The organism is Streptomyces sp. NPDC051173 (genome assembly GCF_040689515.1).
Lineage (GTDB): Bacteria > Actinomycetota > Actinomycetes > Streptomycetales > Streptomycetaceae > Streptomyces.
Genome location: NZ_JBFBBD010000045.1, coordinates 1 through 21,705, shown reverse-complemented (window position 1 = coordinate 21,705; position 21,705 = coordinate 1). Strand labels below are relative to the sequence as shown.

The window sequence follows — 21,705 nt, the reverse complement described above, 5'->3', positions numbered from 1 at the left end:
ATCACGAATTGATGAGTAACAATTCGGGCAATTCGGACGGTTGGTCGATCAACGACTCTGCGGGTCCCGGCGCTGGGGAAGCGTCACCACCCCGGCCTCCGGACCCCCGCCCGGCGGCAGCCCCGCGATCTGACACAGCAGGTCGCACCAGGCGGCGAGGTGCGCCGCCGTGTCCGGCACGCCGCCGGACCCCGCCGTACCCTGGCCCGCCGCGGCCTGCCCCGCCGGGCCCGCGGGCGGCTCCGCCGGCGACCACGAGGCCCGGATCTCGATGCGCGTCGACGGCTCCCGCTCCCGCAGCCCCCCGAAGTAGTGCGAGCTCGCCCGGGTCACCGTCCCGCTCGGCGCCCCGTACGGCACCCGCCGGGCCTCCAGCGCGCCCGTCAGCCACGACCAGCACACCTCCGGCAGCAGCGGGTCCGCCGCCATCTCCGGCTCCAGATCGGCGTGCACCAGCGTGACCAGCCGGAACGTACCGCCCCACGCCTCGTGGCCCGCCGGGTCGTGCAGCAGGATCAGCCGGCCGTCCGCCAGCTCCTCGTCGTCGACGACGACCGCGGCCTCCAGCGCGTACGAGAAGGGGGCGAGCCGCTGGGGCGGCGGTGTCGCGTCCAGCTCGATCTCGGGCCGCAGGCGCACTCCTTGCAGTCCCGCGACCGCTTGCCGGAAGACGGACGGGGAGTCCTCCCCATCCTCGTCGTCCGGACCGTCCGAGAGGTGTCCCTGCGCCGCAGCCATGCCCGGAAGACTAGGCGGAAGGTGGCCCCGTTCCGGGTAGGACACCCACATGGGCGGGTCACTCGTTCGGCCCGTGCGAAGATTTGGGGCATGAGTGAGCGCAGGGAGCCCAGCCAGCCCGCCAGCCAGCAGCAGACCGGCCGCACCGCGGCGTACGACTCGGCGTTCCTGAGGGCGTGCCGACGCGAACCGGTGCCGCACACACCGGTGTGGTTCATGCGCCAGGCGGGCCGCTCGCTGCCGGAGTACCGCAAGCTCCGCGAGGGCATCCCCATGCTGGACTCCTGCATGCGGCCCGACCTCGTCACCGAGATCACCCTCCAGCCGGTCCGGCGCCACGGCGTCGACGCCGCGATCTTCTTCAGCGACATCGTCGTCCCGCTGAAGGCCATCGGCATCGACCTGGACATCAAGCCCGGCGTCGGCCCGGTCGTCGCCGAGCCGATCCGCACCCGCGCCGACCTGGACCGGCTCCGCCCGCTCGACGCCTCCGACGTGCCGTACGTCACCGAGGCCATCGGCATGCTCACCGCCGAGCTCGGCGCCACCCCGCTCATCGGCTTCGCCGGGGCGCCCTTCACCCTGGCCAGCTATCTGGTCGAGGGCGGCCCCTCGCGCAACCACGAGCACACCAAGGCGCTCATGTACGGCGACCCCGAGCTGTGGGCCGACCTCCTCGACCGGCTCGCGGACATCACCGCCTCCTTCCTGAAGGTGCAGATCGCGGCCGGGGTCTCGGCCGTGCAGCTCTTCGACTCCTGGGTCGGCGCGCTCGCCCCCGCGGACTACCGCCGCTCCGTCATGCCCGCCTCCGCCAAGGTCTTCGACGCCGTCGCCGGACTCGGCGTGCCGCGCATCCACTTCGGCGTCGGCACGGGCGAGCTGCTCGGCCTCATGGGCGAGGCGGGCGCGGACGTCGTCGGCGTCGACTGGCGGATCCCGCTGGACGAGGCCGTCCGCCGGGTCGGCCCCGGCAAGGCGCTCCAGGGCAACCTGGACCCGGCCGTCCTCTTCGCCGGCCGCGAGGCGGTCGAGACGAAGACCCGCGAGATCCTCACCGCCGCCCGTGGCCTGGAGGGCCACGTCTTCAACCTGGGCCACGGCGTGCTCCCGACGACGGACCCGGACGCCCTGACCCGCCTCGTGGAGTTCGTCCACGAGCAGACGCTGCGCTAGGCCTGTCCGGATTTTGCGGTCGGGTGCGGGTGGTTGTTGCCCGCACCACCGCTGCGCGGCGGTGTCCTCAAACTCCCCCAGCTACCGCTGGGAGGTGCCCCCACGGGCTGTTTCGGCTGATGTGGGTGTGCAATTCAGCCCGTGGGGACACCCCCGGACGAAGTCTGGGGGAGGTAGACCGTCCGCCGCCCGCCCCGGTCACGCCCCCGCTTCCCGGACCGCCGCGGCCGCCTTGCGGGCCGCGACCAGTACCGGGTCCCACACCGGTGAGAACGGTGGCGCGTAGCCCAGGTCCAGCGCCGTCATCTGATCCACCGTCATCCGGGCGGTCAGGGCCACCGCCGCCACGTCCACCCGCTTCGCGGCGCCCTCCCGGCCCACGATCTGGGTGCCGAGCAGCCGCCCCGTACCGCGCTCGGCCAGCATCTTCACGCGCATGGGCCGGGCTCCCGGGTAGTAGCCGGCGCGGCTCGTCGACTCGATCGTCGCCGTCACGAAGCGCAGGCCCACCGCCCGCGCCCCGGCCTCCAGCAGGCCCGTGCGGGCGATCTCCAGGTCGCACACCTTGCTGACGGCCGTGCCCACCACCCCGGGGAACGTGGCGTAGCCGCCGCCGATGTTGGTGCCGATGACCTGGCCGTGCTTGTTCGCGTGGGTGCCCAGGGCGATGTGCCGGGTGCGGCCGGAGACCAGGTCCAGCACCTCCACGCAGTCGCCGCCCGCCCAGACGTTCTCGTGGCCCCGCACCCGCATCGCCAGGTCCGTCAGCAGCCCGCCGGACTCCCCGAGCGGCAGCCCGGCCGCCTCGGCGAGCGCCGTCTCGGGGCGTACGCCCAGGCCGAGCACGACCACGTCCGCCGGGTACTCCTTCGCCGCGGTCGCGACCGCGGCCACCCGGCCGTCCGGGCCGGTGACGATCCCGGTGACCTCGGCCTCCGTCACCACCTCGATGCCCATCCCGCACATCGCCTCGTGCACCAGCGCGCCCATGTCCGGGTCGAGCGTGGACATCGGCTGCGCGGACCGGTCGACGACGGTCACCTGGAAGCCGCGGTGCACGAGCGCCTCCGCCATCTCCACGCCGATGTACCCGGCGCCCACCACCACGGCCCGGCGGCCCGCCGCCCGGGTGAGCCCGTCGATCAGGGCCTGGCCGTCGTCCAGGGTCTGCACCCCGTACACCCCGGGGGCGTCGACACCCTCCAGGCGCGGCCGCACCGGCCGGGCGCCCGTCGCCACGACGAGGTGGTCGAAGTGGTGCCAGCGGTCCGTGCCGCCCTCCAGGTCGCGGGCCCGCACGCGCTGCCGCGCCACGTCGATGTCGGTCACCTCGGTGCGCATCCGCAGATCGATGCCGCGCTCGCGGTGCTCCTCGGCCGTACGGGCGATCAGCGCGTCCGGGCCGTCGACCTCGCCGCCCGCCCAATAGGGGATGCCGCAGGCGGAGAAGGAGGTGAAGTGTCCGCGCTCGAAGGCGGTGATCTCCAGCGAGCCGGGCCCCCGGTGCCGCCGGGCCCGCGAGGCGGCGGACATCCCCGCGGCGTCGCCCCCGATGACCACCATGCGCTCCGGTGCGACCATCTGTGTCCCCTCTCGCCGTGCCTGGAACGCGGCTGCGCCGATGTGCCCTCAACCGCCGGACGGGCCCGATTCTTCCGCAGGGCGGGCGCTCGCGAACGTCAGGAAGACCGTTTCCCGCTCGCCGCTCAGGCGCACGTCGAAGCGGTACCCCCGGTGCGTCGCCGGATCCCTCGCCGCGAGGAGCGTCGCCCGGCGCTCGGCGGGCAGGCCCAGGAGCAACTCGTCGTCCTGCGGGAAGGCGAGGTACACCCGGGTGAACAGGCCCCGGCTCAGGCCGGGCACGAAGACGCACAGGGAGAGGAAGGGCGCGCCGCCGGGCGGCAGCGTCCGCAGGACGTAACGGCCGTCCGCGCGGGTGGGCACACGGGCGAAGCCGGTGAAGGTGACGCCGTCGCGGTCCAGGCTGCCGGGCGCGCCCGTGAGCGAGCCGTCCGGGGCCGCCTGCCAGAACTCCAGCAGCGCGCTCGGCACGGGCGCGCCCTCGCCGTCGTACACGTACCCGTGCACGGTGACGGTGTCCGGGTGCCCGGCGGGCGCGAGTTCACCACCGCCCGGCACCGGCAGCGCCTCGCCGAAGAAGGGGCCGATGGTCTGCGAGGGCGTGACGGGGAGGGACATTCAGCGGCTCCCTTCGGCCGGGGTGGCGGCGGGCCCGTCCAGGACGATGTCCCAGTGGTAGCCGAGCGACCACTCGGGCACGTTGAGGGCGGGGTCGTAGGCGGCGACCAGGCGGGCTCTCGCCGCCGGGTCGCCGATGGCGCGCCAGATCGCGTCGTGCGGCGTCAGCGGGTCGCCGGGGAAGTACATCTGCGTCACGAGGCGCTGGGTGAACGCCGTGCCGAAGAGGGAGAAGTGCACGTGCGGCGGGCGCCAGGCGTTGGTGTGGAGGTTCCAGGGATAGGCGCCGGGGCGCACGGTGGTGAAGTGGTAGCGGCCGTCGTCGTCGGTGAGGCAGCGGCCCGCGCCGGTGAAGTTCGGGTCGAGGGGCGCGGCGTGCCGGTCGGCCCCGTGGGCGTAGCGGCCGGCCGCGTTGGCCTGCCACACCTCCACCAACTGGCCCCGCACCGGACGGCCGTCGCGGTCCAGGACCCGGCCGGAGACGGTGATGCGCTCGCCGAGCGGCTCGCCGCCGTGCTGCCGGGTCAGATCGCTGTCCAGCGGGCCTACGTCGGCCCGCCCGAAGACGGGACCGGTCAGCTCGACGGCGTCGGGCGCGACGACGGGCACGGGAGGCCGGGCGGGCTGCCGTGGCGCGATGCCCCGGTAGGGGACGGAGTCGCCCGCGGGCGCGCCGTTCGCGCGGTCCACGGCGGGGAGGACGGGTATCCGACGGATCAGCTGTTCCTGGAGGGGTTCCGATGCCATGGGCGACCCCTACCCCGGCGCCCCCGCAAGTGATCCCCGGCCGCCCGGCGCGCGCCGTCCGTGCGTGATTCCCGGCCAGGACTCCCGGCCGGGGCCGGGCTCAGCGTTCGAGGACCAGCGCCTGCCCCTGCCCCACCCCGATGCACAGCGCCGCCAGCCCCACGCCCGCGCCGGCCGCCGCCAGCTGATGGGCGACCGACCCCACCAGCCGGGCACCCGAGCACCCCAGAGGATGGCCGATCGCGATCGCCCCGCCGCGCGGGTTGACCACCCCGGGATCGAGCTCCGGCCACTCGGCGAAGCACCCCAGCACCTGCGCCGCGTACGCCTCGTTCAGCTCGAAGTGCGTCACGTCCGCGAACGTCCGGCCGGCCTTGGCCAGGACGCGCCGCACGGCCTCGACCGGACCGAGGCCGTACAGATCCGGCTCGATGCCGGTGACGGCCGAGGCCCGCACGCGCGCCAGCGGCTCCCGGCCGGTCGCCCGCAGCCCCTCCTCGTCGCACAGCAGCAGCGCGGCCGCGCCGTCGTTCAGCGGCGAGGAGTTGCCCGCGGTGACCGTGCCGTTCTCCTTGCGGAAGGCCGGCTTGAGCCGGGCGAGGGCCTCGGCGGAGGTGTTGTCCCGGATGGTCTCGTCGCGCGGCAGCAGCACGTCCGGCAGGGGCACGACCTCGGCGTCGTACGCGCCCTCCTTCCACGCCCGCGCCGCCTTCCGGTGGCTGGCGAGCGCGAAGGCGTCCTGCCGCTCCCGGCCGATGCCGTGCTTGTCGGCGATCAGCTCGGCGCCCTCGCCCAGCGGCGTCGTCCACCGCCGCGGCATGGCCGGATTGGTCATCCGCCAGCCCAGGGTCGTGGAGAACATCTCCTGGTGGGCGGCGGGAAAGGCCCGTTCGGGCTTCGGCAGGACGTAGGGGGCCCGGCTCATCGACTCGACGCCGCCCGCGATCACCACCGACGCGTCCCCGAGCGCGATCGCGCGGTACGCGTGCACCACCGCCTCCAGCCCGGAGGCACACAGCCGGTTGACCGTCACGCCGGGCACCGAGACCGGCAGCCCGGCCAGCAGCACCGCCATGCGGGCGACGTCGCGGTTCTCCTCGCCGGCGCCGTTGGCGTTGCCGAGCACCACGTCGTCGACACGGGCCGGGTCCAGACCGGGCGACCGGTCCACCACGGCCCCGACGACGTGCGCCGCGAGGTCGTCGGGGCGCACCGCGGACAGCGCGCCGCCGTACTTGCCCACCGGGGTGCGCACGGCGTCCACGACGAACACATCCCGGACCCGGTCGTTCATGGCTGCTCCGTAAGTCGTCGGGCGCTCCCAGGGGAATCCGCCCGGTGAACTCCCGTTCACCGGCGAACCCGCGACGAGTCTCGGGGCGCGGCGCTCGCGCTGTCAACGCCGGTGCGGGGCCGTCACCGGCCCGCGGCGGGCCGCCCGGGCCCGGCCCACGGACCGGCCCCCGGCGCCGGAGGAGCGTTTGAGAGAGTGGGGGCATGAGCGACATTCCCAGGCAGCGCCCCGGTCGTCACGTGGTGGTCATCGGCGGCGGGATCTCCGGGCTGGCGGCGGCCCACCGGCTGGTGACGGGCGGCGCGCGGGTCACGCTGCTGGAGGCCTCCGGGCGGCTCGGCGGCAAGCTCCACGCCGGTGAGATCGCCGGGGTGCCGGTGGACCTGGGTGCCGAGTCGATGCTCGCCCGGCGGCCGGAGGCGGTCGAACTGGCCCGCGCGGTCGGCCTCGCGGAGCGCCTCCAGCCCCCGGCCACCGCCACCGCCGGCATCTGGACGCGCGGCAGCCTGCGGCCGATGCCCAAGGGCCACATGATGGGCGTGCCCGGCGACCTCGCCCCGCTCGCCGCCTCCGGGGTCCTCTCGGACGAGGGCCTCGCCCGGGTGGCCCGCGACGCCGAACTGCCGCCCACCGAGGTCGGCGAGGACGTCGCCATCGGCCGCTACGTCGCGGACCGCATGGGCCGCGAGGTCGTGGACCGGCTGGTGGAGCCCCTGCTCGGCGGCGTCTACGCGGGCGACCCGTACCGCATCTCGATGCGCGCCGCCGTGCCGCAGCTCTTCGAACTCGCCCGTACGCACCGGTCGTTGATCGACGGTGTGCGCGAGGTCCAGCGGCGGGCCGCCGCGCGGCAGCAGGCCGGGCCGGTCTTCATGGGCATCGACGGCGGGATCGGGCGGCTGCCGCTCGCGGTCGCCGACGCGGTCCGCGCGGCGGGCGGCGAGATCCGCACGGACGCCCCCGTGAGCGCGATCGGCCGGGACGCCGACGGCTGGTGGGTCGCCCTGGACACCGGGCGGCTGACGGCCGACGCGGTCGTCGTCGCCACCCCGGCGGGCGCCGCCGCCCGCCTCCTGGACGGCACGGCGGGCGCCGCGGCCGCGGAGCTCGCGACCGTGGAGTACGCCTCGATGGCCCTGGTCACCATGGCCTTCCGCCGCTCCGACACCGCCGGGCTGCCCGACGGCAGCGGCTTCCTCGTGCCGCCGGTCGACGGCCGGAAGATCAAGGCGTCCACCTTCGCGAGCAACAAGTGGGGCTGGATCGCGGACGCCGGCCCGGACACGTTCGTGCTGCGCACCTCGATCGGGCGGTTCGGGGACGAGGCCGACCTGGAGCGCGAGGACTCCGAGCTGGTGGCGATGTCGCTGAAGGACCTCGGTGACGCGGTCGGCCTGGCGGCGGCCCCGGTGGAGACCCGCGTCGACCGGTGGACCGGCGGCCTGCCGCAGTACCCCGTCGGGCACCTCGGCCGCGTCGCCCGGATCCGTGACCACGTGGGCGCCGTGCCGGGCCTGCGGGTCTGCGGCGCCGCCTACGACGGGGTGGGCATCCCGGCCTGTGTCGCCAGTGCGCACCGGGCCGCCGACGAGATCCTGGCGGCCCTGACCCCCCTGGTCCCGGGCGCCGGAAGCGGCGAGTGACAATAGGGACATGACTGACGCCCCTGAGAAGATCCAGAACGCCGGCAAGAAGGCGAAGGACCTCAACGAGGTCATCCGCTACACCCTCTGGTCCGTGTTCAAGCTCCGCGACGTCCTGCCCGAGGACCGCTCCGGCTACGCCGACGAGGTGGAGGAGCTGTTCGCGCAGCTCGCCGAGAAGGACGTCACCGTCCGTGGCACCTACGACCTCTCGGGTCTGCGGGCCGACGCCGACGTGATGATCTGGTGGCACTCCGAGACCTCGGACGCCCTCCAGGACGCGTACAACCGCTTCCGCCGCACGCGGTTCGGCCGCACCCTGGAGCCGGTGTGGTCGAACATGGCGCTGCACCGCCCCGCGGAGTTCAACAAGTCGCACATCCCGGCGTTCCTCGCCGACGAGACGCCGCGCGACTACGTCAGCGTCTACCCCTTCGTCCGCAGCTACGACTGGTACCTGCTGCCCGACGAGGACCGCCGCCGCATGCTCGCGGACCACGGCAAGATGGCGCGCGGCTACCCCGACGTCCGGGCCAACACGGTGGCGTCCTTCTCGCTGGGCGACTACGAGTGGATCCTCGCCTTCGAGGCGAACGACCTCTACCGCATCGTCGACCTCATGCGCCACCTGCGCGCCTCCGAGGCCCGCAAGCACGTCCGCGAAGAGGTCCCGTTCTACACGGGCCGCCGCAAGGCGGTCGCGGAGCTCGTCGCCGACCTGGCGTAACACGGACCGGCCGGGCGGCCCGGATCTCCGGCCCGCCCGGCCGCCGTGCCTAGGGCCTGTCCGGCGGATCTTTGTCAGTCTGCGGGCCGGTTGCCTCCCCCAGACTCCGTCCGGGGGTGCCCCCCCAGAGGTGCCCCCAACGGGCTGAATTGCGCACCCGCATCAGCCACATCCAGCCCGTCCGGCGCTTGAGGACACCGCCGCGCAGCGGTGGTGCGGACGACGACCACCCGCAGACGACGGACCACAAGAACCACCGGACAGGCCCTAACCGACCGTGCCGGCCGTAGCCTTCGCGCCCGACGTCGCCACCGGCTCCTGCCGGGGCCCGCAGTACGCGCGGCGGCCCGGCACCGCGCCGGTCAGCAGGTACTTCTCCACGTGCCGGTTGACGCACGCGTTCGGCCCGTACGCGATCCCGTGCGTGCCCGCGCCCCGTTCGGTCACCAAGGACGAGCCCGGCAGCCTCCGGTGGAGCTCCACCGCGCCCTCGTACGGCGTCGCGGCGTCCCGCTCCGAGGCCAGCAGCAGCGTCGGCGGCAGCGCGCGCGGTGCCGCTCCGACGTCGAGGGCGCGCTGCTGGTGCGCGCTCCAGAAGGCGCACGGCAGGTTCATCCAGGCGTTCTGCCAGGTCTCGAACGGCGCCCGGCGGGCGAGCCGGGTGTTGTCCCGGTCCCACACCGACCAGGAGCGCGGCCAGGCCGCGTCGTTGCACTCGACGGCGGTGTAGACGGCGTTGGAGTTCTCGCTCGCCCGCGCGGCCGCCGGGTCGGGCGCCGCGAGGGTGCGCAACGCCCGGTCGTCACCGCGCAGATACGCCGACAGCGCGTCCGCGCTCCGGGCCCAGTGGCTGTCGCTGTAGCCGACCTGGAGGAAGGCCGAGTGCAGCTCCCCGGGGCCGACCCTGCCGCCCGCGGCCCGCCGGGAGAGCCGCTGCCGGGCCCGGTCGTAGGCCGCGGCCACCTGCTGCGGCGTGCGGCCCAGGTGATAGACCGCGTCGTGCTTGGCCACCCAGCGGCGCCAGTCGCCCCAGCGCCGTTCGAAGGCGGCGGACTGGACGAGGTTGCTGTCGTACCAGATCTTGCCCCGGGTGGGGTCGACCACGCTGTCGAAGACCATCCGGCGCGCGTGGCCGGGGAAGAGCGTGGCGTAGAGCGCGCCGAAGTACGTGCCGTACGACGCCCCCATGTAGTTGAGCTTCCTCTCGCCGAGCGCCGCGCGCAGGACGTCCAGGTCGCGGGCGTTGTTGAGGCTGTTGTAGTGCGGCAGGTCCCGCCCGGCCCTGCGCGCGCAGCCCTGCGCGTACGACCTGGCCTCGGCGAGCCGCTCCCGTTTGTACGCGGCGGTGGGGTGTTCCTCGGCCTGGGTGGGGGTCTTGGTGAAGCGCGCCGGGTCGGCACAGGACAGCGGTGCCGAGCGGCCGACGCCGCGGGGCGCGTACCCCACGAAGTCGTAGGCCCTGGCCGTGCTCTGCCACTGCTTGACCGCGGTGAGCAGCGGGAAGAACATGCCGGACCCGCCCGGTCCGCCGGGGTTGTAGACGAGCGCGCCCTGGCGCTGGGAGCGGGTGCCGAGGGACCGGGCGCGGCTGACGGTGAGGCCGATGTGCTTGCCGCCGGGGTGGGCGTAGTCGAGGGGGACGGAGACGATGCCGCACTGCACGGGTGCGGGCAGTTGCTCGGAGGCGGGGCAGGCGCCGAAGCGGATGCCCTTCGCGGCGGCCTGCCGGGCGGCGAGCTCCACCCCGTGGGCCTCGGCGCGGCCGCCGGGGGGCCGCGCCGCACCGGGGCCGTGGGCCGGTGCGGGGGCCGCCGTGAGCGCGGTGAGGACCAGGGATCCGAGGGCTCCGTACAAGGCTGCTGATCTCACTGGCCATCCCTTCGCGGTGCTAATCCGACAAAAGGGATAATTGATTTAGTGGTGGATGAAGTACAGCACCCACGCCCGGTGTCGGGCGCATTGGGCACGATGGGCTCAGCGGCGGCCGTCTGCCCGACGGGCCGTCAGTAACGGTGGTCGCGCAGGGTTTCGGCGAGGGCGGAGCGCAGCTCGGGGTCGGTGAGCGCCTTGCGGCCCTTTATGGCGAGCGCGGTGAGCAGGCCCGCCTCGTCGCCCGCGGCACCGGTCGCCGCGCGGGAGGGGAGCAGCCTCCGGCGGGGCAGCCCGCCGGAGAGGTCGCCGAGCAGTTCCTGCCCCGCGGGCGAGGCCCAGCTCGTATAGGGGTGGATCTCGATCCGGGCGATCGCGAGGCAGGCGCCCGTGAGCAGCAGCGGGAGCGAGAACCAGGCCGCCACCTGCCCCTGGTCCGTCCCCGGCCGCGCCAGCAGCACGGCCGTCGCACCGGTCACCAGGATCAGCAGGCAGGCCCCGCGGACCTGCCGCACTGCGGCGGACATGTGCGTACGGGCCGGGGCGGGCACCGCGAGCCCGGCGGCGGTCAGCCGGTCGGCCAGCGCCCGCACGGCGTCGGCGGCGGCGTGCGCGGTGCGCACCTCGGGCACCGGCGACTGGCCCTCCGGCCCTATGGCGGTGATCACCGAGCGCTCCAGCTCGTCGCGTCCCACCGGGTCGACGACCGTCGCCCAGCCGGTGTGGGCCAGCAGCAGCCGGTGCTGCCGGCCCATCGTGACCAGCGCGAGGTCGGTGACCCGGTGCGGGCCGCCGGCGAGGAACGCCGCTTCGTAGAGCGTCAGCGTCCGGAGCCGGACGCCGCCCGGAGCGGGCTCCGGGGCCTGCCCGGCGGCGGCCGCGGCCAGGCAGAGACGGCCGCAGGTGAGGAAGGCCGCGGCCCAGGCGACGAGCAGGAGGATGACCCACATACAGGATGTGTACTCGACCGTCCCGTGATCCCGCCATCGGTCGGACCGACATCCGGGCGGTTATTCCGTCCGGATACGGCCGACGGGCTGCCCGGAGCCGCTCAGCCGCAGCGGCGGCCGGTGTTGATGCAGCGCACGGCGGTCGCCATGAGGGCGCGCGGCATCACGTTTTCGAAGTCGGCGTGGTCCGTGACCGGTGCGCGCAGTTCCTCGGGGAAGCTGTCGACCGCGTAGACCGGGCCCGGTGGCACGCTGTAGGTCAGCGTCATCCGCAGCTGCGGCACGGGCGTGCGGCCGCGGGGGCAGCGGCCCGTCGAGGCGTCCGGGAAGCCGATGTGCGAGCGGTGGTCGGCGCTGTCGGTGTGCCTGCCGTCCCAGCAGCTGGGGAAGTCCAGCAGCCGCACGACCCGGCTGCCGGACGGGCACAGCGGATACCTGTCCGTGAAGGCGCGGTCGGTGAAGCCGGTGCACGTCCACCGCGCGCGGGCGTTCGCCGTCCCGTTCGTGAGGGCCTTCGCGTCGCCGGTGATCACCCGCAGCGCGTCGGGCATCGCGCCGACGCGGGCGGCCGGGCTGCCGCGGAAGGTGAGCGCGACGCTGTCGGCGGTCAGGACGCGCCCGGGGTTGGCCCGGTCGCTCGCCCCGTGCCCCTCGGCGCTCCGGTTCAGGACGCGCAGGACGGGCCAGAAGTACGCCGACTTGTCGCCCTGCGCGCACGTGGTGCCCGCGGCGCGCAGCGAGTCGTCGGTGGAGAAGGCGTCGGTCGAGCGGTTGCCGACGTAGTCGTGCAGGTGGTGGGCGCCGTTGGTGACGCCCGGGGTGACGATGAAGTTGTCGGGGTTGCGGTGGCCGTTCTCGTTGCGGCCGCAGCGGGCGGTGAAGGAGCCGGTGGAGGCGTCCGGCCCGTTCCGGGGGTCGCGGGGGGCGGGCCGCGCGGTGCGGATGTCGGCGAAGTCCGCGGCGGACGGGCCCGCGTGGGCGTGACCGCCGTCGGGTGACGCCGCGCCGGACGAGGGGTCGGGGTGGGCGGAGGCGCTGCCCGTGACGGCGACGAAGGTGCCCGCCGAGCCGAGCAGCGCGAGTAACGCGATGAGGACGAGGTGCTTGGCGCCGAGCCGGCGCCGGTGACGTACGGGCATGGGAACTCATTTCTCCGACGGTTGGGGGGATGAAGGGGATGAAGAAGGCGAAGGGGGTGAAGAGGATTCGGCGGGGGACGAAGGGGATTCGTGGGACGAGGGGGCCGCGGAAGGCGTGGTGGTGTCCGGGGACGGTTCGGGCCGGGTGGCGGCCGGAGGGAGCGGGAAGGCGCTGGGCGGGCGGATGCCCGACGGGATCGCGGTCGGCGGGGGCGGCTGCCGGAGCTTCGTGCCGGCCGCGATGCCGTCGAAGTCGACCAGGCCCGTGTCCTCCAGCACCTTCATGTGGTCGAGGACCGTGGTGTTCGCGTCGTCGGCGAGCTCCCGTACCGCCGCGTTGCGGGTGGTGGCCCGCACCTGGGCGACGACCGTGAAGACCGTGCCGTGCGCGAGCCGCAGGATGTTGGTGAACTCCCGGTCGTAACGGCCGCCCCGCGCCGCCGCGAGCCGGGTCAGCCACTGCCGCTGCTGGGCACTGGGCTGGCTCGGCAGGTCCAGGCCCAGCCGGGCCGCGACGTCGCGGACGTGCCGGTCGAGCGCGGTGTGGCCCTCGACGAGGTGCTCGCCCGCCCGCCGCACGGCGGCCGTGGTGCCGCGCTCCTCGGCCTGCTGCCCGGCGGGCAGCTCCCAGAGCCCGGCCTGCCGGACGCGGTCGACGAAATCGCGGTCGAGCGCGGACAGCGGCCCGTACGGCGTGGCCACGGACCCCGCGGTGAGGTCGACGGCCCCGGTGCCGGTGCGGTCGCGGTAGGACCAGAGGGGGAAGAGCAGCGCGGCGAGGGTCGCCGTCAGCGCGGTGACGACCAGGCCGGTGCCGGTGAACGATCGCATGATGCCTCCTCGTGCGGCACCGCACCGTAGGCCCTGCGCGCTGATCGGCAAGGGGCTTCCGCGAGCCCGGCCGCCGGGGGCCGCCCCGGAACCGGGGCCTGGCCTGGACCTTCACCCGCTTCCCGGGAGCCGGCCCGCGGATGTGGCCTGCGTCACTGTGGGGGCGAGGTCGCCCGTGGTGGGTGGGGCGGTTGGTACGTTGACCTGTTCCGCGCCCCGCTCGCGCGTGGCCCCGGGCACTGGTGAGGCCCCGCGATCGGGGGGATGTCGCGGGGCCTCACCGTTTCAAACGGGCGGCCGATCGGGTTGGTTCCCCCGCATCTGCGGCAATATGGCGGGTGGGGGGTGGTGGTCGTGCGTGAGCGGCCGGACGGGAAGACGAGCGCCAACGGGAAGGCATACGACCCGGAGCGGCTGTTCCTGCCCCCGGACGACGACCTCGCCCCCAACCGGCCCGGCGAGACGCTCCGCGCCCGGCTCGACGCCTCCGGCACCGGCCGCGTGGCCCTGGCGCTCGCCCGCTGCCTCGGCCGGCGCCCGGCCGAGGACGTCTGGCGGCGCGCGCTCGACGCCGAACAGACCGTGGGCACGGCCCTGGACGAGCTGACGGCGGGCGGCGGCTGGGACGTGGTCCACTCGATCGTCCTGCCCGGCGACGCCGTCATCGCGCACCTCCTCATCGGCCCCGGCGGGGTCTTCGGCGTCGCCTCCAAGGCCGCGCACAAGTCCCGCGTCCAGGTCGGCGAGACCTCGGTCCGCCTGTCCCGCGAACGCCACCCGCTCCCGTACGTCCGCGAGATCCGGCACGACTGCGCGCGGGCCTCGCTCGTCCTGACGAAGGGGTGCGGCTTCCTCGTCCAGGTGCGGCCGGTCCTGGTGTTCGTGGGAGCCGAGCGCGTGGAGGTGGCGCCGTCGCTGGAGGACGTGCTGGTGCTGGAGGACCCGGCGGCGGCCACGCTCGGCGCCGGCGGCGGGGTGCTGCACCCCCGCCGTGCCGACCGCGTCCACACGGTGGCCCGTAACCGCCGCGTCTGGCTGTGGGCGTGAGAGGTCACCGCCCGGGTGAATCCTCGGCCTCTTTCGGGGCGCGCGGTGCGGTGACCCACCGCGGCTGAGCGGGCCGGTGCCAGCATGGGCGGGACGCGCGCGCTCGATCCGTCCGCCTGCCGTAGGGAGCCCTCGCAGTGCCACAACCGGGCCCTGACCGCCCTCGAACGCCCGACGGACACGGCGACGGTCGCGCTGCGGGGGCGACGCCGCGAGTGCCGGGCACCGCCACCGCGGACCCGCCGCTTTCCGGGGCCGGGGATCCGGCTTTCAGGCCCGCGCCCGGCCGGGGGCACGCGCGTGGCGGTGACGCGGGGGCGATGCCGTCGGTGCCAGCGGATGCCGGAGGCGACGTGGCTCCCTCGGGGTCCGTCGGACGCGCCCCGGGCTCGCCCCTTCCCGTGGCCGGGATCCCGGTCCTCAAGTTTGCGTCCGGATCCGGTAGTTGCCCTGCCATCGCCCCGGCCGCTCCGCCGCAGAAGCCCCGGAAGCGGCGTCTGACCGGTGTCGCCCTCGGTGTGGTCGCCGTGCTCGCCGCTGCCGCGCCTTCGGCCGCCCGGCCGCCGCGGGCCCCCGCGCTCATCGAGATCTCGCCCGGCGCCTGCGGCGCCGCCTGGCCCCATCCCCGGCCCGGCGCCCAGACCTTCGTCCTGCACAACACCTCCGCCACCGCGACCGAGGCCCGCCTCGTGGACCGTACCGGCGCCGTCCACGCCGAAGCCGAGGCACTCGCGCCCGGTACGCACAGGGCGCTGCGCGCCCGGCTCGGCCCCGGCGCGTACGCCTTCGTCTGCCTGCCCGACGACGCGGACGCCGTCACCGGCCCCACCGTGCGGATCGCCGGGCCCGCCCGGGGGAGCGGCGGCGGGCCCGCCGCCGTCCCGCTCACGAGCGAGGACCTGGTCCCGGCCGCCCTGGACTACCAGCGCTGGGTGGGCGGGCGGATGGCCGGGCTCGTGACCGCCACGGACGCCCTGCGGGCGGCCGTCGAGCGCGGCGACCGGGCCGCCGCCCGCGCGGCGTGGCTGCCCGCGCACCTCGGCTACGAGCGGCTGGGCGCCGCCTACGGCGCCTTCGGGGACACGGGCAGCGCGGTCGACGGCACCGCCGCCGGGCTCCCGGGCGGCGTGCGCGACCCGGAGTTCACCGGCTTCCACCGCGTCGAGCACGGGCTGTGGCACGGCGAGCGCGGGCCCGCCCTGCGCCGGGCCGCGCGCCGCCTCGCCACCGACGTCCGTACGCTGCGCGACACCTGGGACCGGACGCGCATGGACCCCGCCGAACTCGGCCTGCGCGCCCACGAGATCCTGGAGGACACCCTGGAGCACGAGCTGACCGGCCGCACCGACCACGGAAGCGGCACGAACCTCGCCACCGCCCGTGCGAACCTCGACGGCACCCGCGCCGTCCTCGACCGCCTCCGGCCGCTCCTGCGCGGCCGCCATCCGGACCTCGCGGGCCTGGACCGGCACCTCGCCCGCGCCGCCGCCCTGCTGGACCGCCAGGGCCCCCGTCCCGGCCACCCCCGCTGGACCCCGCTCACCCGGCTCGCCCGCGCCGACCGCGAGCGCGTCGACGCCGCCGTCGCCGACCTCGTGGAACGCCTGGCCCCCGTCGCGACCCTCTGCGAACCCCGGAGGGCACCATGACGTGGCCGCGCCGGCGCGGCCTGCTGCGGGGAGCCGCCCTGGGGCTCGGCGGGGCCATGGCCGGGAGCGTGCTCGAACGCGGCGGCCCGAGGCGGCTCCCGGACGGCGCCACCGCCGGTGCCGCGCCCCCCGGGCCGTACGCCACCGGATTCCACGGCACCCACCAGGGGGCCGTGCTCACCCCGCCCGCCCGGAGCACCGCCTTCGTCGCCTTCGACGTCACCGCGGACGGCCGGGGCGAGCTCACCGACCTGCTGCGTACGCTCACCGCGCGGGCCCGCTTCCTGACGGCCGGGGGCACGCCGCCCCCGGTCGGCATCACCGGCCCGCCCGCCGACTCCGGGCTCCTCGGCCCGAGCGTGCCCGCCGACGGCGGGCTCCGCGTGACCGTGGCCGTCGGCTCGTCGCTCTTCGACGACCGCTTCGGGCTGTCCGGCCGCGCACCGCGCCGCCTGCGCACCATGCCGGCCTTCCCGGACGACGGCCTCGACCCCGCCTGGTGCCACGGCGACCTCAGCGTCCAGCTCTGCGCCGACAGCACCGACACCGTCCTGCACGCCCTGCGCGACCTGACCCGGCACACACGCGGCGGACTCCAGATCCGCTGGCGGGCCGACGGCTTCACCGCCCCGCCCCGCCCCTCCGGCAACCCCCGCAACCTCTTCGGCTTCAAGGACGGCACCGCCAACCCCGACCCCCGCGACACCCGCCTGATGGACCGGCTCGTCTGGACCGGTGCCCACAGCGGCGAGCCCCGCTGGGCGACCGGCGGCAGCTATCAGGTGGTGCGTCTGATCCGGATGCTGGTCGAGTTCTGGGACCGCGTCTCCCGCACCGAGCAGGAGCGGATCCTCGGCCGCGACCGCGACACGGGCGCCCCGCTGGACGGCGACCGGGAGTCGGACGCGCCGCGCTACGCCCTCGACCCCAAGGGCGAGTTGATCCCGCTGGACAGCCACATCCGGCTGGCCGGCCCGCGGACCCCCGAGGCGGAGTACCAGCGGATCCTGCGCCGCTCCTACAGCTACGACCGGGGGACGGACCGCAACGGCAACCTCGACATGGGGCTGCTCTTCTGCTGCTACCAGCGGGACCCGGAGCGGCAGTTCGCCGCCGTGCAGCGGAGCCTGGCGGGCGAGCCGCTGACCGACTACGTCACCCCGTTCGGCGGCGGCTATTTCTTCGCGCTGCCCGGGGTGCGCGACGACGCGGACTTCTACGGCCGCGCCTTGACGGACGAGAGTGGGACCGCACATGCTCCGTAACGCCCATGACGGCACAGTCATCCGGTGCCCCGGCTTCGTCGCCGCGCTCGGCGCCGCCGCGCTGGCCATGGCACCGGCCACCCCCTCGAGGGCGGCGGACACCGCGTCGCCCGTCGAGCACCTGGTGGTCGTCTTCGACGAGAACGTCTCCTTCGACCACTACTTCGCCACCTACCCCAAGGCCGCCAACACCGACGGCACCCGCTTCACCCCCGCACGCGACACACCCCGCGTGGACAACCTGAGCACCGCGGGCCTGCTCGCGAAGAACCCCAACCAGTACCCGCCGAAGCGGCTCGGCCCGCGGCAGGCGATGACCTGCGACCAGAACCACTCCTACAGCCCCGAGCAGTACGCGGCCGCCGCCGGCCGGGCCGACCGCTACGTCCAGAACACCGACTCCGGGAAATGCTCGGGCAAGCTCTACGGCGAGCCCGGCCTCGTCATGGACTACTACGACGGCAACACCGTCACCGCGCTGTGGAACTACGCCCAGCACTTCAGCATGAGCGACCGCTCCTTCGGTACCACCTACGGCCCGTCCACGCCCGGCGCGATCAACCTCGTCTCCGGCCAGACCCACGGGGTGGTCTCCGTCGACCCCGCGTCCGGCACCGAACACCCGCGGCGCACACCGAAGCCCGACCCGTACGCCGTGGCCTCGCCCGGCGCCGACGGCGTCGGCACGATCGTCAACGACCCGGACCCGGCGTACGACGACTGCTCGGACAACGACCACACCGGCCGCAGTCCCCTGGCCGCCCTCCAGGGGCCCAACATCGGCGACCGGCTCGGCGAGGAGGGCGTGTCCTGGGGCTGGTTCCAGGGCGGCTTCCGGCCGAGCACCGCCTGGGACGGCCGCCGCGGCCACTACGCGAAGTGCTCCGGCGGCACCCACACCAACACCGGCGGCGCGCGGGTCGTCGACTACAGCCCGCACCACGAGCCGTTCCAGTTCTACGGGTCGACGGCGAACCCGCACCACCTGCCGCCGCGCTCGGTCGCCGAGATCGGCCACGACGGGCCCGCCAACCACCAGTACGACCTGACCGACTTCGACGCGGCCCTGCGCGCCGGACGGCTGCCCGCGGTGAGCTTCCTGAAGGCCCCGGCCTTCCAGGACGGCCACGCCGGATATTCAGGCCCTCTCGACGAACAGCACTTCCTGGTGGAGTGGATCAACAAGATCCAGAGCGCGCCGGAGTGGCGGAACACCGCCGTCGTGATCGCCTACGACGACTCCGACGGCTGGTACGACCACGCCTACGCCAAGCCGCTGAACGGCTCCCTCGACCGCGGCAAGGGACCCAGGGGCCGCGCCGTCGACGGCCCGGCCTGCCGGAAGGGGCCCGCCCCCGCCGGGGGCTACGCCGACCGCTGCGGGCCCGGCCCCCGGCAGCCGCTGCTGGTGATCTCGCCCTACAGCAAGGCCGGCACCGTCGACCACACGCCGACCGAGCAGACCTCGGTGCTGAAGTTCGTGGAGTGGAACTGGCACACCGCCCCCATCGGCGGCGCGTCCTTCGACACCCGGGCCGGGTCGCTGCTGAACCTCTTCGACTTCGAGCACCCCCACCAGCGGCGGGTGCTGCTCGACAAGGACGGCTCGGTGCGGGAGGAGCGAGAGGGCACCGCGGCGATGGCGCCGGTGACGGCGGGGCAGCCGGGCCCGCAGGCCGCCGCCGGGCCGGCCGCGCCGGCGCCGAGGGGCGGGGTGCCCATGGGCGTGGTGCTGGGGGCGGCCGTCGCCGCCGCGGGCGTGACGGCGGTCCTGCTGCGCCGGCGCAGGCGCGGCTGAGGGGTCAGCGCACGGCCGGGAAGGAGCTCGTGAAGAGCGAGCGCAGCAGCGCCTCGTCGGAGGGCGGCAGCTCCGCCACGAAGCGCGTCAGCACGACCTCGCGGTCGGCGAGGCCGTCCAGGATCCTGCGCATGCTCCGCGCCGCCAGCCCGGCCTCGTCGGCCACCGGGGCATAGGCGTACGCCCGCCCCCGCGGCGTGCGCGAGAGCACCTCCTTGCCGTGCAGCCTGGACAGGATCGTCACCACCGTGCTGTACGTCAGCTCACCGGCCAGCCGGCTCTGGACCTCGCGGGGGGTCAGCGGCCCCTCGGCGCGCTGCAACGCGGCGAGCACCTCGCCCTCCAGCGCTCCGTTCGCGCGGCGGCGGCCGCGGTGCACCACGGAGGTCGGTGTGGCTGTTTCCATGCGGGTGGCGTTTCCTTCTGCTGTTCCCGGGGCTCCGCGCGGTCACGTCTCGCGGGACGGAGGCCCAAGATCCACTGCTTTTACAAGGGTGTAGAAACGTTACGGTACCCGAACAGGCCGCCTGATTCGGAATCCACGGACATCCTTCGTACCCCAGGCGCCCGACAGGTCGTAGGGTCGAGCGGTGTTCGAACGACGAAAAGGGGCGCACGCCCGGAACCATGCCGCCCCGGCCCGCCGGAGGCGCGCCGCCCCCCGCAAGCGCAGGCTGCGTCCGGCCTACCCGCGCCCGGGGCGGCAGGGCTTCCGGCGCTGGGTGCCGTCGTGGCGCCAGAGTCTGGGGCTCTTCCTCTCCGCCGGAGGGCTGCTCACCGCCCTTGTGGCGATCATGTACATACGCACCGACATACCCGCCGACCTCAACGCCTTCGCCACCCAGCAGGACAACGTCTACTACTGGGCCGACGGCACCGAGATGGCCCGCACCGGCGAGGTCAACCGGCAGGACACCGATCTGCGGAAGATCCCCGAGCAGGTGCGGTGGGCCGCGCTCGCGGCGGAGAACGAGACCTTCTACTCCGACAGCGGCATCTCCGTGAGCGGGATGACGCGCGCGGTCTCCAAGATGGTGACGGGCGGCAGCACCCAGGGCGGATCCACGATCACCCAGCAGTACGTCAAGAACGCCTACCTCAACCAGCGGCAGACCTTCTCCCGCAAGCTCACCGAGATGTTCATCGCCATCAAGCTGGACAACAGGATGTCCAAGGACGACATCCTGGAGGGCTACCTCAACACCAGCTGGTTCGGGCGCGGCACCTACGGCATCCAGCGCGCCGCGCACGCCTACTACGGCAAGGACGTCTCCCAGCTCAACGCGAGCGAAGGGGCCTTCCTCGCCTCGCTGCTCAAGGGCGCCGGAATGTACGACCCGTCGCTGGGCGCCAAGAACCACGCGCGCGCCGTCGAGCGCTGGAAGTGGATCCTCGACCGGATGGTCACCACCGGCAAGCTCTCCAAGGAGGAGCGGGCCCGCTACACCGCCTTCCCCGAGCCGCAGGCCCCGCCGAAGCCCGCCGGGCTGACCGGGCAGACCGGCTATCTCGTGGAGACGGCACGGGCGTACGTCAGCGCCCACACCGAGGTCAGCGACCACGACTTCGACCTCGGCGGCTACCAGATCCGCACCACCTTCGAGAAGCCGAAGGTGGACGCGCTCGACAAGGCCGTCCAGGAGGTGACGGGCAAGCTCGACCCGGAGAAGCGGGACGCCGACAAGGACGTGCGCGTCGGCGCGGCCTCGGTCACCACCGACGGGCGCATCGTGGCCCTGCGCGGCGGCCCGGACTATCTCAAGCAGGGGTTCAACGACGCCAACTCCGCCGTCGTCCCCGCGGGCACCGCCTTCACGCCCTTCGTCTACGCCGCCGCGCTCGGCGACGGCATCCAGCGCGAACGCGACAAGCCCCGCACCCCGGTCACCCCCGCCACCGTCTACGACGGCGACGACCAGGTCACCCTCCTGACCCCCGAAGGCCCCTACTGGGACCGCTCGGGAAAGATCGTCAAGGGCGCCAACGACGGGGGCAGGTCGTGGGGGAAGATCAGCCTGCGGGACGCCGTCGCCCAGTCCGTCAACGCCCCGATGATGCAGCTGGGCATGGACGTGGGCCTGGACCGCGTCGGCAGCACGGCGGTGCGGACCGGCCTGCTCGCCGACAGCCTCGGCACCAAGGTGCCCGCCTTCTCCCTGGGCAACACCACGCCCAGCGCCATCCGGATGGCCGGCGCGTACGGCACGTTCGCCGCCCAGGGCATGCACAGCGAGCCCTACTCCGTGGACAAGCTGAGCCGCAACGGCAACCCCGTGACCGTGGAGAAGCCGACGGCCGAGCGGGTGCTGCCGCAGCGGGTCGCGGCGGCCGTGGACGACGCGCTGCACGACGCCGTCAAGAAGGGCAGCGCGAGCGCCGCCGGGGCGGTCGCCCCCGGCGCGGCGGGCAAGACCGGCACGGAGACGAAGAACAAATCGGCCTGGTACGTCGGATACCAGGGCAAGCTCTCGACCGCCGTCTCGCTCTGCCGCATCGACCCGACGACGCAGGAGCTGCTCCCGCTGGACGGACTCGGCGGACCAGGTGCTTGCGGCAGCGCGGGCAGCCCGCGATCCACGGCTCCCCCGCGAGCTCCGTGATCCCGATCCGGTCGGCCCCGGCCAGCCGGTGGT

Annotated in this window: 18 protein-coding genes; 8 read left to right on the top strand and 10 right to left on the bottom strand. The window is 74.6% G+C overall.

Annotation, left to right across the window (positions count from 1 at the left end):
• Positions 1–48: 48 nt before the first annotated feature.
• Entirely contained in the window at positions 49–738 is a 690-nt protein-coding gene (locus tag AB0435_RS22425; RefSeq protein ID WP_366007259.1) for a DUF3000 domain-containing protein, read from the bottom strand.
• Between the two features lie 90 nt (positions 739–828).
• Here AB0435_RS22425 and hemE point away from each other — a divergent pair, with 90 nt between their 5' ends.
• Positions 829–1,914: a uroporphyrinogen decarboxylase gene (gene hemE / locus AB0435_RS22420; protein WP_366007258.1), complete on the top strand. Its 1,086-nt coding sequence runs from the start codon at positions 829–831 to the stop codon at positions 1,912–1,914.
• A 198-nt stretch (positions 1,915–2,112) separates the two neighbouring features.
• Here hemE and AB0435_RS22415 read toward each other — a convergent pair whose 3' ends face one another.
• The 4 genes from AB0435_RS22415 to AB0435_RS22400 all read right to left on the bottom strand — a co-directional run bounded on the left by AB0435_RS22415 (position 2,113) and on the right by AB0435_RS22400 (position 6,154).
• Positions 2,113–3,495: an FAD-dependent oxidoreductase gene (locus AB0435_RS22415; protein WP_366007257.1), complete on the bottom strand. Its 1,383-nt coding sequence runs from the start codon at positions 3,493–3,495 to the stop codon at positions 2,113–2,115.
• A gap of 48 nt (positions 3,496–3,543) precedes the next feature.
• A complete protein-coding gene (locus AB0435_RS22410; protein ID WP_366427792.1) occupies positions 3,544–4,113 on the bottom strand; it encodes a protocatechuate 3,4-dioxygenase subunit alpha in 570 nt (189 codons plus the stop codon).
• Positions 4,114–4,860: a protocatechuate 3,4-dioxygenase subunit beta gene (gene pcaH / locus AB0435_RS22405; RefSeq protein ID WP_366007255.1), complete on the bottom strand. Its 747-nt coding sequence runs from the start codon at positions 4,858–4,860 to the stop codon at positions 4,114–4,116.
• 100 nt (positions 4,861–4,960) lie between these two features.
• The gene (locus tag AB0435_RS22400; RefSeq protein ID WP_366007254.1) at positions 4,961–6,154 is read right to left on the bottom strand and encodes a thiolase family protein; all 1,194 of its coding nucleotides are present in this window, start codon (positions 6,152–6,154) and stop codon (positions 4,961–4,963) included.
• A gap of 203 nt (positions 6,155–6,357) precedes the next feature.
• Between AB0435_RS22400 and hemG the strand changes: the two genes are divergently transcribed.
• Positions 6,358–7,797, top strand: a complete 1,440-nt coding sequence (hemG, locus tag AB0435_RS22395) for a protoporphyrinogen oxidase (protein ID WP_366427791.1) — start codon at positions 6,358–6,360, stop codon at positions 7,795–7,797.
• 10 nt (positions 7,798–7,807) lie between these two features.
• The gene (hemQ, locus tag AB0435_RS22390) at positions 7,808–8,524 is read left to right on the top strand and encodes a hydrogen peroxide-dependent heme synthase (RefSeq protein ID WP_366007252.1); all 717 of its coding nucleotides are present in this window, start codon (positions 7,808–7,810) and stop codon (positions 8,522–8,524) included.
• A 267-nt stretch (positions 8,525–8,791) separates the two neighbouring features.
• Here the strand turns inward: hemQ and AB0435_RS22385 are convergent, their stop codons facing one another.
• The 4 genes from AB0435_RS22385 to AB0435_RS22370 all read right to left on the bottom strand — a co-directional run bounded on the left by AB0435_RS22385 (position 8,792) and on the right by AB0435_RS22370 (position 13,313).
• Complete coding sequence (locus AB0435_RS22385; RefSeq protein WP_366007251.1) at positions 8,792–10,393, bottom strand: alpha/beta hydrolase; 1,602 nt, start codon at positions 10,391–10,393, stop codon at positions 8,792–8,794.
• Between the two features lie 134 nt (positions 10,394–10,527).
• The gene (locus tag AB0435_RS22380) at positions 10,528–11,343 is read right to left on the bottom strand and encodes a TIGR04222 domain-containing membrane protein (protein ID WP_366427790.1); all 816 of its coding nucleotides are present in this window, start codon (positions 11,341–11,343) and stop codon (positions 10,528–10,530) included.
• Positions 11,344–11,444: 101 nt separating this feature from the next.
• Entirely contained in the window at positions 11,445–12,482 is a 1,038-nt protein-coding gene (locus tag AB0435_RS22375; RefSeq protein WP_366007249.1) for a DUF1996 domain-containing protein, read from the bottom strand.
• 6 nt (positions 12,483–12,488) lie between these two features.
• Positions 12,489–13,313, bottom strand: a complete 825-nt coding sequence (locus AB0435_RS22370) for a DUF4142 domain-containing protein (RefSeq protein ID WP_366427789.1) — start codon at positions 13,311–13,313, stop codon at positions 12,489–12,491.
• Between the two features lie 354 nt (positions 13,314–13,667).
• Here AB0435_RS22370 and AB0435_RS22365 point away from each other — a divergent pair, with 354 nt between their 5' ends.
• The 4 genes from AB0435_RS22365 (at position 13,668) to AB0435_RS22350 (ending at position 19,072) form a co-directional block, all read left to right on the top strand.
• On the top strand, positions 13,668–14,360 hold the full coding sequence (locus tag AB0435_RS22365) for a nuclease-related domain-containing protein (protein WP_366427788.1): 693 nt from the start codon (positions 13,668–13,670) through the stop codon (positions 14,358–14,360).
• Positions 14,361–14,878: 518 nt separating this feature from the next.
• Entirely contained in the window at positions 14,879–16,009 is a 1,131-nt protein-coding gene (locus AB0435_RS22360) for an EfeM/EfeO family lipoprotein (protein ID WP_366427787.1), read from the top strand.
• Positions 16,006–17,274, top strand: coding sequence for an iron uptake transporter deferrochelatase/peroxidase subunit (gene efeB, locus AB0435_RS22355; protein WP_366427786.1), 1,269 nt, complete (start codon positions 16,006–16,008; stop codon positions 17,272–17,274). Before AB0435_RS22360 ends, efeB begins: the two co-directional genes overlap by 4 nt.
• A gap of 67 nt (positions 17,275–17,341) precedes the next feature.
• Positions 17,342–19,072, top strand: coding sequence for an alkaline phosphatase family protein (locus tag AB0435_RS22350; protein WP_366007260.1), 1,731 nt, complete (start codon positions 17,342–17,344; stop codon positions 19,070–19,072).
• Between the two features lie 4 nt (positions 19,073–19,076).
• Here the strand turns inward: AB0435_RS22350 and AB0435_RS22345 are convergent, their stop codons facing one another.
• Entirely contained in the window at positions 19,077–19,478 is a 402-nt protein-coding gene (locus AB0435_RS22345) for a BlaI/MecI/CopY family transcriptional regulator (protein ID WP_366007244.1), read from the bottom strand.
• Positions 19,479–19,662: 184 nt separating this feature from the next.
• Between AB0435_RS22345 and AB0435_RS22340 the strand changes: the two genes are divergently transcribed.
• On the top strand, positions 19,663–21,672 hold the full coding sequence (locus tag AB0435_RS22340; protein WP_366427785.1) for a transglycosylase domain-containing protein: 2,010 nt from the start codon (positions 19,663–19,665) through the stop codon (positions 21,670–21,672).
• Positions 21,673–21,705: the final 33 nt, after the last annotated feature.

Excerpts from the sequence above, each read along its gene's own strand:
- AB0435_RS22375 (WP_366007249.1), bottom strand. The coding sequence starts at position 12,482 with ATGCCCGTACGTCACCGGCGCCGGCTCGGCGCCAAGCACCTCGTCCTC.
- pcaH (WP_366007255.1), bottom strand. The coding sequence starts at position 4,860 with ATGGCATCGGAACCCCTCCAGGAACAGCTGATCCGTCGGATACCCGTC.
- AB0435_RS22415 (WP_366007257.1), bottom strand. The coding sequence starts at position 3,495 with ATGGTCGCACCGGAGCGCATGGTGGTCATCGGGGGCGACGCCGCGGGG.
- hemG (WP_366427791.1), top strand. The coding sequence starts at position 6,358 with ATGAGCGACATTCCCAGGCAGCGCCCCGGTCGTCACGTGGTGGTCATC.
- AB0435_RS22350 (WP_366007260.1), top strand. The coding sequence starts at position 17,342 with ATGGCACCGGCCACCCCCTCGAGGGCGGCGGACACCGCGTCGCCCGTC.
- AB0435_RS22345 (WP_366007244.1), bottom strand. The coding sequence starts at position 19,478 with ATGGAAACAGCCACACCGACCTCCGTGGTGCACCGCGGCCGCCGCCGC.
- hemE (WP_366007258.1), top strand. The coding sequence starts at position 829 with ATGAGTGAGCGCAGGGAGCCCAGCCAGCCCGCCAGCCAGCAGCAGACC.
- AB0435_RS22380 (WP_366427790.1), bottom strand. The coding sequence starts at position 11,343 with ATGTGGGTCATCCTCCTGCTCGTCGCCTGGGCCGCGGCCTTCCTCACC.
- efeB (WP_366427786.1), top strand. The coding sequence starts at position 16,006 with ATGACGTGGCCGCGCCGGCGCGGCCTGCTGCGGGGAGCCGCCCTGGGG.
- AB0435_RS22410 (WP_366427792.1), bottom strand. The coding sequence starts at position 4,113 with ATGTCCCTCCCCGTCACGCCCTCGCAGACCATCGGCCCCTTCTTCGGC.
- AB0435_RS22425 (WP_366007259.1), bottom strand. The coding sequence starts at position 738 with ATGGCTGCGGCGCAGGGACACCTCTCGGACGGTCCGGACGACGAGGAT.
- AB0435_RS22370 (WP_366427789.1), bottom strand. The coding sequence starts at position 13,313 with ATGCGATCGTTCACCGGCACCGGCCTGGTCGTCACCGCGCTGACGGCG.
- AB0435_RS22400 (WP_366007254.1), bottom strand. The coding sequence starts at position 6,154 with ATGAACGACCGGGTCCGGGATGTGTTCGTCGTGGACGCCGTGCGCACC.
- hemQ (WP_366007252.1), top strand. The coding sequence starts at position 7,808 with ATGACTGACGCCCCTGAGAAGATCCAGAACGCCGGCAAGAAGGCGAAG.